We start from the raw sequence: 12,125 nt of genomic DNA on the forward strand, positions 1-12,125 counted from the left end.
ATGAACCGATTCCGCAAGATCCTGGTCCGATTTGAGAAGACCGACCTCAGCTACTTGGCCTTGGTGCACCTTGCTTGCTCCTTCATTGCCTGGCGGAAAGCTCTCCCTATTTGGGGATAAGCCCTAAAGCTCGTCGTCTGTCGGGTGGTAAACAATGTACAAGGTGGGAAAGGAGGAATTGGCCCACAGTTCGAGGTCATCCTTCAGGACGGGGCTGGAGAACGCGTCGGGCGAGTCCTCTACAACGTAGCTCTTGCCCGACTTCGACTGGACTTTGACGATCGAGCCTACTGTGTGGTAGCCGGTGCCGTCGGGCTTCGGTTCGACGAATTCGATCTCCCCGTCGATGCCGAAGTCGTCCTTGGTCAGTTCGCGCCAGATGTGTCGTTGCTTCTCGTGGATGACGATCGCGATGCGGTCGAGGCCCTTCCACTCCGTGAACTTGGATTTTGGTACCGTCTTCCCCATCCGGCCTCTCCTTCCAGTAAGAGGACCAGTGACGACTGCCGGCTGTGGTCTGCCCCCTCCTTACTGGTCTTGGCGTCTCGTTGACACCCCAAGGCACTCAGTCAGTCCTCCTGGCCACTGTCGGGAAAGAGCATGGTCAGGGTCCTCCCGTAGGTGCCAAGCCCAACGACGTCCTCGTTCAACTCCATACGCCCCTTGCCGAACCAATGCCACAGGGTGGTCCCATCTTCGGCGCGACGACTCTCGCGAACGTTCGCCGGATCGCAATTGAAGTGATAGGTGCGGGTGTCCCTGGGCAGGAGTGTCCCCGGTGCGAGCCACTCCCTGCCGACCAAAGCGCGGAAGTCCTCTGAGAGGAAGCAATAGGAGACCCGGTCGCCTTCGCTCACGATCACAGCCACCGCGTCGTCCCACTTCTGAGCGTACCGAATCGCAGTCGCAGTGAGCGAAGTCCGGCACAAACTCGCAAGGGCCTCTATGGCGGGAAGACCTTCTCCAGCGCTCCGCATGGCCGCCCTAAAGAGCCCTGTGGGCATGAGGAGGCTCGCCGCGAAGTAGTCGGCGTCGATCTCAGTCGGGTCGCGAGAGACAAAGCCGCTCCGCGATTGGTGGAGTCCATCGCCGTGCGGAAAGAGCTTGTCGGGGTGTCCGGGAAGGAAGTAGTGACCGAGTTCGTGGGCAACCGTGAACCGGCGGTATCCATCATTGTTCACGTGGTTCGCGTACATGATGCCGAACACGTCGCCCACCCGCATCAAGAACCCGGAGGACCCGGGCTCCGGCGACGGTTTCGGTTCGATCACGATGTCGTGCTTGGCCGCGATCGAGAAGGGATCGACGGGCAGGCTGTCCCACCCCCACTCCGCCAGCAGATCCTCGGCGAGTTTCTGTGCGACCCGAATGCGTAGCCAGTCACCCCCCATCTCGTCTACTCCTTTGCCTTACGTTCCTTGCTCTTCTTCGCCAGGATGGCTGCCATCTCTTCGAGAGCCGCTTGGTCGGACTCAGACATCTCCCCGATGTGGCGGAAGATCTGCTCGGCTCTCGGCCCCGTGCCGGTCATCTCGTCGACACGGCCGAGCAGGTAGTCCGTGCTTACCGTGAGGGCATCGGCCAACCGCTTGAGGTTGTCGAACGAGGGTGATCGCCGCTCGGTCTCGAAGTGAGACACCGCGGAGGGTTGAAGGCCCGTCTTTTCCGCCAGCTCGGCTTGACTCAATCCCCGGGCCTCACGGGCGGCGCGGAGCTTCGCCGGAAAGGCGCTTGACTTGCGCATGACGAATCCGTATGATTTTACAATACGAAATAGTATATGCCCCGGAAGGGGCGTTTCTTGGGAGAACGTATATACGAAGTCGTCATTGTCTGCAATACATAAGAGGCTTCCCAGGACCACCTCCCCTATGCTGGGACGTCACCTGTCACGCGAGGGTCCCCGTCATTGGATCCCGCGGGGACGCGGCTACCGGAGGACGCCGAGTCGAAAGAGGCAGACGAGGGGCTTGCTGGACCGATTCTCTGAGGAAAGGAGGTGATGCGCATGGCGACGAATCCCCCCACTGACGACGGCCACCGTAACGGCTCAGTGCGTGCCCGTTCGCAGGTGTATAACCCGCAGACCGACCGTTGGGTGAAGCGTGACGCCGAGACCGGGCGTTTCATGGACCAGAAGGCCGACGGGACGCCGTTCAAGGGCGTCCGCAAGGAGAAGTAGGCGCGGCCCGGGAACCCGTCTCGCCCCTCGGGCGGGTTCCCCCTCTTCAGACGCCAACTCTCGGCCGCGCCGGCGGCTCGACCGTGTGGTCCCGGTCCGGGCACCCGGGAAAGCGTTGCTGACAACGGCGGGTTGACCGAACGCGGCTCACCCAGGAAAGGAGACGCCATCGTGAAGAGATCCATAGTTCGGTGGGGCTTGATCGCGGTCGTGCTCGTGGCGGCCTGCGCCCAGGTGCCGCGGCAGACGGTTACGCTCTCCGCGACGGTGGGCCGGGACGTGGCCGAGATGCACCGCGCACACCGGGAGCTGGCAGCGCTCCTCTTCGCCAGGATGAAGGGCGACGTGAACGCCTTCGTGGACGACGTCTTCGCCCCGGCCCAGATCGAGCAGACGCTCGCCAAGCACAAGGGGCTCCTGGTCCAGGCCATTGAGGAGGGAAGCCGCCCCGACCCGACGGGGGAGGCCCAGAAGACCATGGTCGCGGTGTTCCAGGTTTACCTGGAAGAACTGCGGGCCAACGTCGAGGGTTATCGGCGAAAGCTCCTGGCGCCCTTGGAGGAGCAGGAGCGGGACCTCCTGGCCTCGATCGACGAGGGCTACGGGCGCATCCACTACGCGAACTCCATCGTCACCGGGCACCTCGCCTCGGTAGTCCAGATCCAGGACACACAGGACGAACTCCTACGGAAGGCAAACCTGGAGGGGTTGCGCCTGACGGTGAGTGAGCGGATTGCGGGAGCCTCTGAGGACTTAGCGAAGATCGTGGACAAGGCTAGGAAGGGCGAGGAGACACTGGACGACGCGGGCCGAAAGATCGAGGAGGTCGTGGGGCGGGTGAAGGAGATCGCTCGCTGAGCGCCCGTCGTTGGCTACCAGAAGGTTCGAGCATCGTACTGGACACGAGCCCAGAGGAGCATCCCATGAGCAAGATCGATATCGACAAGTGGCGCAAAGACCTTCGCGGGGACCTGAAGAAGGGCGAGGAGGCCTTCGACGTGCAGCATGAGGAGGCGATCCGGCGGCTCACTGGCCTCGCGTTTGCGGACCTTGAGCGGATCACCCCGAAGGTGTCCGAGAAGGAGGCCTATGACGCGCTGGTCGCCGTGGTCACGGAGGCCCGGGATACGAATCTCAGCCAGGCGACGCTGAAGTCTCGGATCGAGGAGTTGGGAGGGGCCGCGGTGAGGATCGCCAAACGGGTAGAGTCCCTGGCGAGGATCCTCGTCTAGGGCGAGCCCCACGATGCGCCGCTATCCGACTCCGCATCGCGAGACGAGCCCGACCGGAGGTTGACTCTGGCCGTCACCTCGACGGAAGACGCCCAGCAGGGCGGACCTGCCGTATCGTGAGGTGATCGTCTCACCGTACCGGTTCTTCTACCGGGCCGAAGGTGAGACCGTCTGGATCGTGGCGGTGTGTCACGGCGCGCAACTTCCTAAGGAGCCATCGGGTTGAACTGCTCCTTTCACACGACCGAGGTATACTCAGTCGCCAAGTGAGGTTGTCTCCGCCGAGAGGGAAAGAGGGAAGGCGATGATGAACCGAAAGACTGAACGAGCCCTTAAGGCGGCGCTCTTCGGAGTGATCGCGGGCATCGTTGGAGCCGGTTTCTACTTCGTGGGTCCCGTGGGAGGGGTCTGGTTCGCCGTGATCGCTGCGTTGCTCCTCTGGTCCGTCTTCGTGGAGCACACTCGGCGATGTCCCTACCACGACGACTCCCTTGACATGGTGAGCCACCCCGTCTGGAAGCACTGGGAAGGCAACATCTGGCACAGGCGGGGATGAGCCCCAGCCTCAGGCCTGCTCTGCCGTCTCCGGCGTGCTCCTGCGCGGTCCGAACCCGTCGGAGTGGGCGGCGTATGCCCCTTTCGCCTCCAAGAGCTTGTCTTTCGGGAGGTGGAGGGTGAAGGCGTGGGTCATGAGGTAAGCGCCGGGATCGTCGACGCAGACGATCACGGTCCCGCTCGAAACGAGGTGGCCGAAGGCGTCCTCCGGGATCTCGATGACCAGGTTGTCCTTCACGCCCAGGTAGTAGCAGCTCCCGGGAGGAAAGACGTAGATCTCGATGTCGTCCTCCTGAAGCTTCCGGTATTCCCTCCGGAAGGCCTCCGGGTCGCCGCTCACGAAGACCTGGAGCCCGGTCTCCACGAGAAGCGCGTTGTGCGCGAGTTGAAGACACGGCTCGCGGTCGGACCGTTTGGCGCTCATCGTAGTCTCCTCTCCGGATCAGGGCCCGCCGAGACCGGGGGGTAGGCCGCCTCGGATCGGCAGGTCGGCCGGACTGAGCGAAGGTGCACCCGGTGAACCGCCGCCGATGGAGGCCGGGGAGCGACCGAGAAAGCGGCTTCCTCGCTGCGGGCCCAGACGTCCTCCCAATGTGATCTTCCCCATCAGGCCCAGAGCCTCGTCCAAGGACTTGTCCCCGATCGATAGGAACGTGGCCGCGTCCCTTCCCAACCAACGGTCGACGTTTCCCATCGTGAGCGACCCCTCGTGGGTCACGCCCGCGTGGAAGGTGTGCCGGTTGTCGAAGTCGTCGGAGACGGCGCCGCTTCGGCTCTGGCGGAAGAGCTCGAACTGGGTGATGGGGGTCCTCTGGATGGTGGTGACGCCGGCCAGCGGGTCTCCGGTGGTCTCGGTGAGGACCCGCTCCCGGTGCCCGGCCATGACGTCACCGGTCCGCGGGTGGCGGTACTCGACCCGGTGGCCGTCGAGGTCGGTGACCTCCCGGTAGTCCTGCTCCCGGCGGAAGTCGCCGATCTCTGTGCGGTCCCCCTCCTGGAGGACGTCGCCCTTCACGAACTCGTCCCCCACGCGGGCCGAGTCGCCGATCCGGAAGTGGTCCCCTTCCACGTGGTCCGAGCCCTTCCGGGTGCGGGCGACGTCCACCTCCGAGGTCGTCACGCCGCGGGTCGTCTCCAGGAAGGCGAGCTCGTAGTTCCGGTCGAGGACCCAGCTCGCGCTCTCGCCGGCGGCCACGCGCTGGCGTCGGCCCTGGGCACCGAGCATCCGGTTGAAGGCGTCGGCCATCTCCGGCGTCAGGGCGCCGTGCCCGAGCCGGTAGCCCATGGCCTGGAGCTCTTCCAGGGGGACCCCGAGCCGCCCGGCCATGGCCCGCTTCTCCCCCTCCCGGACGATCTCGTGCTGGCCGCCGAAGAACTGGGCGGCGGCGATCCGCTCGCTGCCCCACTTTCTATGGGTTAGGGCGTCGCCGACCTGCCGGGCGACCCCGGCCGCCGCGCTGCGCTCCACGAACTCGTCGTCGGTGAGCCCTAGTTCCCCCGCGGTTCGCGGCACGGCCCGGGCACCGTAGAAGGCGCGCTGGGCCGCCAGCCGCCCGGTCCGTCGCCCGAACTCCCGGTCGGACACGTCCCGGCTGTCCCGCCAGGCGAAGTCGGCCCCGTCGCTCTCGTAGGCGGTCTTTCCCTTCCGGCGGGCCCGGTCGGCCGCGTCCTCGGGCGTGAGGCCTAGGGTGCCCTCATGGGCAGTGGACGAGGCCGCGCCCTTGGCCTTCGCGTCCCGATACCGGTCCGGTCCCCCGGCCGCCTGCACGCCTCGGATCTCCCCGCCCAGCCGGGCCGCGCTGATCGTTGCGCCCGAGCGCTCCAACTCCACCCGCCCGCCATGAAGGGATCCCTCCACGTCCCGGGCCTCGTGGTGGGCCACGCCCTCGATGGTGGAACCCCGGGCGACATGCCGGCTCCCGACGCGGGCTTCGTACCCCGTGTTCCCGAAGCCGGCGGCCCGTCCCGCCACGGTTCCCGCGTGCATGCGGGTCCCAGTGAAGGAGGTCGCGAAGGCGTCCTCGGGCCCGTCGAAGCCCAGGTTGGAGCCCAGGGTGGAGAAGCGCGCGTTGACCCCGGAGCCCACGACGTTGGTAAAGGTGTGCTTGCCACCGTTGTCCCAGGCCCGGCTTGCCACGGCGGCGTGCCCCACGGTGTCCAGGGTGTGGGCCCGGCCCTCCGGGGTGACGGCCGCCTGGCCGGCCGAGGCCCCCTGGTGCTGGACCGGCTGGGTCAGGTGGGAGGCCAGGGTCGCCAGGGCGTGGCCGCCGAAGCCGACGAGGGTGCTCGCGATTACCGAGGCGAGCACCGCCCCGGTCATGCGGATCAGGCCGTAGAGGGCGAGCGTCTTGGTGGTGACGTCCGGGAAGTTGAGCCAGGTGGCGAGGCCGAGCCCGCTCTGGCGGACCATCTCGAAGTACTGGTCGGCGTACTCCAGGGCGAAGCTGTGGGCTACGGCGTCGGTCACGCCCCAGGCGGCAAGGAAGACGAAGAGCCCGAGGAAGAGCGAGAGCACCCGCTTGAAGAAGGGCGATGGAAGGAAGAGCGCCAGGAACGGAAGCATCCCCACCGCCACCGAGGTCGTCACGGCGCGCACCACCGGGATCCATTCGTTGGCCACGACCCCGACCCCGAAGAGGGAGCTCCCGAGGTTCTTGTTCGCCTGGATCGAGACCGCCACCGAGGGCGCCCCCTCCTTCACGAACTCGAAGAGCTGCCGGGCGATGGTGCCCTGCTGGGAGACCCGCTCCGGGGTGATCCCCGCGAGCGCCGCGTACTCCGCCAGGGTGTTCGTCACCAGGGACCGGTACCGCGCGAGCTCGGCCGCGCTCGTCGGATCGAAGCCCGCGTTGGCCGCGGCCCGGCGGATGTCCTCGGCGTAGTTCCCCACATCGGCGAACCAGGCCCGGAGCTCTGCCCACGCGTCGGCGCAGGTGAGCGCCGTGCCGTTGGGGGTCGCGGCGTCGAAGTGGAGGCAGTAGACCGAGGGGCTCGCCGCCTCGGCCAGCTGGGGGAGGAAGTCCGTGGTGTTGTTGACCAGGTCCTCGATCCGAAGGGTGGTCCCGGGGCGGACGAGCTCGAAGGAGAGGCACTTCTCCACGTACTCCCCGAGGTTCTGGGTGAGGTAGGTGTCCTTCACCCCGCGCTGGAGGGTCTCCTGCACCCCGTAGAACCCGAGCCCCCCGGCCCCGTCCTTGTAGCCCACCCCGGCCGGTGCGGTGGCGTCCACCACGTCCACCAGGATACGCTCGACCTTGTTCAGCGCCCCGGCCGTGAGGACGATCGCGTCCGGAATCCCATCGATCCGGTCGAACCGGTTCTTCACCGGGTCGTAGACCGTAAGCGACCCCGTGGAGGCGAAGAGCCCCAGGTAGAGCGCCACCCCGACCAGGATCGGGCCCGCCCAGGCAAAGGGAGAGGCTTGGAAGCCCACGAAGGCCCGGGCGTAGTGGGCCACCCCGGCGAAGACGATCCCCGCCCCGCAGACGATGGCGAAGAGCTTCGTGAAGTCACGGGCGCCGAAGATCAGCGCGATCCGGCGAAAGGCCAGGGTCACCGCCTCGAACCCGTTGTAGGTGTAGTACTCCAGGTCCACGGCGAGCGCCGTGTCGGCAAGGAGCCCAAGCCCCAGGAGGGCCGCGAAGAACGGAAGGACCGACCGGGAGTGCACGGGGACCCTCACCTCGGCGATTCGGTCCGGGCCTCGGTGGCCTGGCCCACGCGGGAGGAGGCCTCTCCCCGGAGCTGGTCCTCCATGCCCCGCAGGTGCTCCACCACCCGGTAGATGGCCTCGAGTTCCTGGGCCGCGGCGGCGTAGGAGCGCTGGAGGCCCTCGTACTGGTCCCGGATGCGCCGGCGCAGGAGGTCGATGTCCCCGGCCACCCGCTCGCTCACGAACTGGATCGCGCAGCGGTGGGGCGGCTCCCCGGCCACCGGGCCCCGCTGCTTCTCGAGGAGCTCGGTGACCGTGTCGAGGATGATCTCCCCCCGGCGGTAGAGGTCGACCAGGAGCTGGAGGGCGTAGGCCTTGGCCGCGAGGTCGGCGAGGCTCGCGATCACCGGCGCCTCCTGACCCGTGCCAACGGCTGCCTTGAGGACGTGGAGGAGCGGCAGGGGAGACTGGTTCACGAAGGCCTGCTGGCCGGCGGTGAGGGGCGCCTTCACCCGGATCGCGTCGGCCACGTCCTGCATCTGGGCGTGAACGTAGTCCCGGAGGTTGGCGTTGGCGTCGGTGATGGCTGAACAGACAAACGTATGGTTCATCTGCCAGGCGGCACCCTCCACCACGGCGTCCAGCCGTCGCCCGTCGTTCTGGGGGCAGGGGGGCTCGGCCGAGACGAGGTAGCCTCCTCCGGCGCCCCGGACCTGGATGTCCCCCACGAAGCCGCGCACCAGGGCCACGAAGTCCGAGTTCAACCCCAGGCCGTCCACCCCGAGGACCTCGAGCACCGAGCCGTCCCGGAGGATCTCCTTCAGCGCGTCCGGGCAGCCCTCCTGGATGCCCGCGACCGCGGCGTCGGTTTCCGGCGCGCCGCCGCTCATCCGGCCGCTCCCGTCGGCGATCACCTCCTTGGTCTTCTGGTAGAAGTCCGCCATGCCGCTCTCGGTCAGGTACTGCTGGACCGCGTTGGTGACCCCCCGCTCGTGGCCCTGGAGGGCCTCGCTTCCCACCGTGACGAGCGTCTGGGCGGTCTTGCAGTCGTCGAGTTGGATGGCGTTCAGCCGATCGGCCAGGGCCTCCAGGTCTTTCACGGTTTGAGCCGCCTGAGGGCTCAGGGCCTGGAGCGCCAGGTCGAAGGCTGCGGCAGGCGCCGAGGAGAGGATGTTCTGGAGTTTCGTGACCAGGTAGTCGAAGTCCAGGAAGGAGAACCCGCCCATGAAGACGTCGATCCCCCCGCAGCCCACCCGGAACCGGGGGAGCTCCACGGTCACCGGGTAGTCCGCCGTGCTCGGCCACCGGGCCGAGAAGGAACCCACGGTGTAGTAGCCGCGGGTCTGCCCGGCGAAGTAGCCCGGGGAGGACTCGATCCGCGAGGTGAGCCAGTCGTCGACCCAGCCGCACGGACCCGGAGTGGGCAAGCCGGCGAGGCCGACGGAGAGAAGGACGGGCACCAGCAATCTCGAACGCATGGCATGCTCCTGGAGCGGGGCTACCCGGGCCCACTCGTCAACGAGTCGGCAGGCTGACTGGGCGGCTCGGGGTTCCGGAACGAAGTCCTGGGGCTCCGCTGCCGGAAACCGCAGCGGGGTCGAAGCCGCCGCCCCGCTGGTAGTCGTAGAGCCAGAGGTCTTCCTCGGTGACCGTACCCGTCAGGAGCCGGACCCCCCGGAAGATGTTTCGCTCGAGGGTGGAGAGCCCGACCACGCCCACCCCGACGGGGAGCGCCGCGTCGGAGCCTCGCTGGATGAGGACCAGGGTCGGCGTGGTGGAGACGCGGAAGAACTCCGCCGTCCGGGGGTCAATGCCGACGTCGATCCTCTTGATCTCCCAGCCGTGTTTCGCGGTGAAGTAGCGGAGGATACCGTCCTGTTCGATGCAGAAGGGGCAGCCCGGCGAGGTGAAGTAGAGGAGCGCGAAGTCCTCCCGGGCTCCGGACAGGGTCCCGTCGATCTCGGCCCCCTCCACCTGCCGCCGGGCCCGCATCCCCGGGTTCACGCTCGGCGCGTCCCGGAGGGTGGAGACCTCGGGGTGCTTGAGGCTCACCAGCGACGCGACGCTCGCGAACCGGGCTGCCCGGAGTCGAGCGACGGTCTCCAGCCGCTTGTACGCCAGGACATTCTCCTCGGTTGGTTGCTGGAGGGCTCCCTTGAAGACCGTGTCCAGGAGGATCCGGAACTCGTCCGGGTGGAGGGTCCAGAGCTCGTCGGGCGAGTAAGCGTCCAGGGACGACGGGGCTGAGGCCTCGGGGGGTAGCGTTTCCAGTGGGTCACGTTGCTCCGCGGGGTCTTGGTACCAGAACCACCCCTGTTGGCGGGTCTCGTAGTAGGAGGGCTCGCCCGGCTTCTCCTGGCAGCGGCCGTCCTGGGCTCCAAGGGTGGAAAGGAGAAGCAGCCCCAAGGCCCGCGATCTCCGATCAAAAGAGCGGGTACGCACGGTTCAGCACCTCCTCCACGTCCACGAAGCCGAAGTACCGCGAGTCCCAACTCCGCGGGTGATGGCCCACCACGAAGAGCTTCCCCTCCGGGATGACCCCGTCGAACCGGAACAACGGCAGCGGGTTCCCCTCCGAGTCCTCGGCCAACGCCCAGCCCAAGTAGTCGCCGTTGCAGTAGACGTCCCCCGTCGCGTAGACGCGAAGCTCGTCCCCCGGCCCGCAGCCAACCTCCTTGAGCAGGCTCACCGGCTCGCTAGTGCCAGCCCACGGGTGGACCCGCTCGAAGCGCACGTAGTCGCCACGGCCGATCTCCCCGGCAATACCGCGATCCCGCAAGAAGAAGACCCGCGAACGCAGGGAGTCGGTGGTCGTCACGCAGAGGCGAGGCGGCAGCCAGAGGACGACGGGCAGGCCCAGGACCCCGAGGGCTAGGGCCTGGGCGAGCCGCCGTTTAGACTTCCGGGAGGCCGCCGGAGGCGCAAGCCGCGACCTGTCGTCTCGGGTTGACTTCCCACCGGGACGAACCATCGAGCCCCTCCTCCGAGTAGTAGTGGAAAACCCGTCCCCTCACTTTTCATTTCGTGCGAGCTGGAACACGGAGCCCCCTACGGACCGCTGTTGAGGAGCGACGCGAGAGTACTTGCCGACGCCCGAGCCATGCTGTAGAAGGCACGGAGTCTGGCTCTGAACTTCCAGTCTCAAGGAGGACACCATGAACAAGGCGGACCTGGTGAGCAGGGTCGCGGACGAGGCCGGGGTCAATCGGACCACGGCCGAGAAGGCCCTGGGCGGAGCGTTGGATGCCATCGGGGCGGCACTGGCCGCCGGGGAGAAGGTCGCGCTGGCCGGCTTCGGCACGTTCAGCGTGACCCAGCGTGAGGCCAGAAAAGGCCGCAACCCCAACACCGGCGAAAAGCTGCGCATTCCGGCCAAAAGGGCCGTGAAGTTCAAACCGGGATCGAAGCTCGCGAACCGGGTGAAGTAGAGGACTCCGGACAGGTTTCCGAGGGCGGCGTCCCCACCGGTGTCGATCCGGCTCATGCGTTCGATGCCGGCAGGACGGCGACATCGCGCGCCTTGAGCCACCCGCTTTCCCCTTCGCAGCTCGCCTGGGCGAGGACGGAAATCCGCCGGCGCACCTCTGGAGACTGCCCGCTCTTTCGGTAAGCGGGAAGGTGCCGGCCGAGGGCCTCCGAGACCCAGAGTAGCCGGTACGTGTGGGCCAGTCGGATCGCTCGACCGCAGCCGCGCCCCTCGTGAATCTCGGCCGGCGCACCCAGGAAGAACCCGTACGGCGCGTGCCCGTCTTGGGGCTCCAGTTGCGCCAGGAAATCCTCCAACACGTGGTTGGTTTCTTCCTTCAGCGCGGGTCGGTAGAGCGGCGGGATGTAGAGGCAGTCGGCGAGGGGTAGCCCGCCGCGCAGGCGGATCTCCGCGGCCGCCTTGAGAAGCCGGCACCGCCGGTCCTCGTAGGCGTAGCCGGCCCTCCATGCCCGTCCATACTGAGACGGGAAACTGGTTCATCGTCTTTGCCTCCGAAGGATTGACCGTCCTGAAAAAAGTCATCTTTCTGGGAGGCACACACAACATGTTGTGTCCTGCATGACTTGGCAGCCACTATATCTTGTGTCCGTCGTGCGCCGAATCGACTTCTTGCAGGATGCTCAAGGATTATGGGCGGCGAACTAGGCAAATCGAGATAGACGTGCACTTGGGTGATCAAGAGCGATCTGGAGAAGTGTCCCGATGCAGAGTCAGACTGTCCTTCATGCGAAGACGGAAGCTCTAGATCTGGTAACCCCTTCCTGGCCTCGAGCATCGTGGGGCAGTGGTCGTGCACGGAAGACGATTGTGGAGCGTCTGTCCTCGTTATCTGGGCGGGATTTTCAACGCGCTGCTATTTCGCTTCTTGTTCTTATCAGACCTGGGATTGAGTCGAAGGACCTACGGAAGTTCGACCGGGGTAAGCGTTCACGGGGGGGGGGGGGGGGCCCCCCCCCCCCCCCCCCCCCGCGGGGGGGGGGGGGGGGGGGCAGCCGGGTGGCCCCGCAACGTGGGGGG

Annotated in this window: 14 protein-coding genes and 1 pseudogene; 6 read left to right on the forward strand and 9 right to left on the reverse strand. The window is 66.8% G+C overall.

Annotated elements, in window-relative coordinates; translation table 11 throughout:
- Nucleotides 1-123: 123 nt before the first annotated feature.
- The 3 genes from AB1578_16885 to AB1578_16895 all read right to left on the reverse strand — a co-directional run bounded on the left by AB1578_16885 (nucleotide 124) and on the right by AB1578_16895 (nucleotide 1,744).
- Nucleotides 124-468, reverse strand: coding sequence for a DUF4365 domain-containing protein (locus AB1578_16885; protein ID MEW6489578.1), 345 nt, complete (start codon nucleotides 466-468; stop codon nucleotides 124-126).
- 101 nt (nucleotides 469-569) lie between these two features.
- Complete coding sequence (locus tag AB1578_16890) at nucleotides 570-1,391, reverse strand: ImmA/IrrE family metallo-endopeptidase (GenBank protein MEW6489579.1); 822 nt, start codon at nucleotides 1,389-1,391, stop codon at nucleotides 570-572.
- 5 nt (nucleotides 1,392-1,396) lie between these two features.
- Nucleotides 1,397-1,744, reverse strand: a complete 348-nt coding sequence (locus AB1578_16895) for a helix-turn-helix transcriptional regulator (protein ID MEW6489580.1) — start codon at nucleotides 1,742-1,744, stop codon at nucleotides 1,397-1,399.
- A gap of 264 nt (nucleotides 1,745-2,008) precedes the next feature.
- Here AB1578_16895 and AB1578_16900 point away from each other — a divergent pair, with 264 nt between their 5' ends.
- From AB1578_16900 to AB1578_16920, 5 genes and pseudogenes are all read left to right on the forward strand, one after another.
- The gene (locus tag AB1578_16900; GenBank protein MEW6489581.1) at nucleotides 2,009-2,182 is read left to right on the forward strand and encodes a hypothetical protein; all 174 of its coding nucleotides are present in this window, start codon (nucleotides 2,009-2,011) and stop codon (nucleotides 2,180-2,182) included.
- 171 nt (nucleotides 2,183-2,353) lie between these two features.
- A complete protein-coding gene (locus AB1578_16905; protein ID MEW6489582.1) occupies nucleotides 2,354-3,040 on the forward strand; it encodes a hypothetical protein in 687 nt (228 codons plus the stop codon).
- A gap of 65 nt (nucleotides 3,041-3,105) precedes the next feature.
- Nucleotides 3,106-3,414, forward strand: coding sequence for a hypothetical protein (locus AB1578_16910; protein ID MEW6489583.1), 309 nt, complete (start codon nucleotides 3,106-3,108; stop codon nucleotides 3,412-3,414).
- Nucleotides 3,415-3,514: 100 nt separating this feature from the next.
- Nucleotides 3,515-3,640: pseudogene (locus AB1578_16915) on the forward strand (type II toxin-antitoxin system RelE/ParE family toxin).
- A gap of 81 nt (nucleotides 3,641-3,721) precedes the next feature.
- Nucleotides 3,722-3,970 (forward strand): hypothetical protein, encoded by a 249-nt coding sequence (locus tag AB1578_16920; GenBank protein ID MEW6489584.1) that lies wholly within the window; start codon nucleotides 3,722-3,724, stop codon nucleotides 3,968-3,970.
- 9 nt (nucleotides 3,971-3,979) lie between these two features.
- Here the strand turns inward: AB1578_16920 and AB1578_16925 are convergent, their stop codons facing one another.
- The 5 genes from AB1578_16925 to AB1578_16945 are packed head-to-tail and all read right to left on the reverse strand — an operon-like array spanning nucleotide 3,980 to nucleotide 10,592.
- Nucleotides 3,980-4,393: a hypothetical protein gene (locus tag AB1578_16925; GenBank protein ID MEW6489585.1), complete on the reverse strand. Its 414-nt coding sequence runs from the start codon at nucleotides 4,391-4,393 to the stop codon at nucleotides 3,980-3,982.
- 18 nt (nucleotides 4,394-4,411) lie between these two features.
- Nucleotides 4,412-7,639, reverse strand: a complete 3,228-nt coding sequence (locus AB1578_16930; protein ID MEW6489586.1) for a conjugal transfer protein TraG N-terminal domain-containing protein — start codon at nucleotides 7,637-7,639, stop codon at nucleotides 4,412-4,414.
- Between the two features lie 8 nt (nucleotides 7,640-7,647).
- Complete coding sequence (locus tag AB1578_16935; GenBank protein ID MEW6489587.1) at nucleotides 7,648-9,099, reverse strand: conjugal transfer protein TraH; 1,452 nt, start codon at nucleotides 9,097-9,099, stop codon at nucleotides 7,648-7,650.
- A gap of 37 nt (nucleotides 9,100-9,136) precedes the next feature.
- Nucleotides 9,137-10,027: a conjugal transfer protein TraF gene (locus AB1578_16940; protein MEW6489588.1), complete on the reverse strand. Its 891-nt coding sequence runs from the start codon at nucleotides 10,025-10,027 to the stop codon at nucleotides 9,137-9,139.
- 16 nt (nucleotides 10,028-10,043) lie between these two features.
- Entirely contained in the window at nucleotides 10,044-10,592 is a 549-nt protein-coding gene (locus AB1578_16945) for a S26 family signal peptidase (GenBank protein MEW6489589.1), read from the reverse strand.
- A gap of 184 nt (nucleotides 10,593-10,776) precedes the next feature.
- Here AB1578_16945 and AB1578_16950 point away from each other — a divergent pair, with 184 nt between their 5' ends.
- Entirely contained in the window at nucleotides 10,777-11,049 is a 273-nt protein-coding gene (locus AB1578_16950; GenBank protein ID MEW6489590.1) for an HU family DNA-binding protein, read from the forward strand.
- 52 nt (nucleotides 11,050-11,101) lie between these two features.
- Here the strand turns inward: AB1578_16950 and AB1578_16955 are convergent, their stop codons facing one another.
- Nucleotides 11,102-11,404, reverse strand: a complete 303-nt coding sequence (locus tag AB1578_16955; protein MEW6489591.1) for a hypothetical protein — start codon at nucleotides 11,402-11,404, stop codon at nucleotides 11,102-11,104.
- Between the last annotated feature and the right edge of the window lie 721 nt (nucleotides 11,405-12,125).

The organism is Thermodesulfobacteriota bacterium (assembly GCA_040756475.1).
In the GTDB taxonomy this organism is placed as follows: domain Bacteria; phylum Desulfobacterota; class Deferrisomatia; order Deferrisomatales; family JACRMM01; genus JBFLZB01.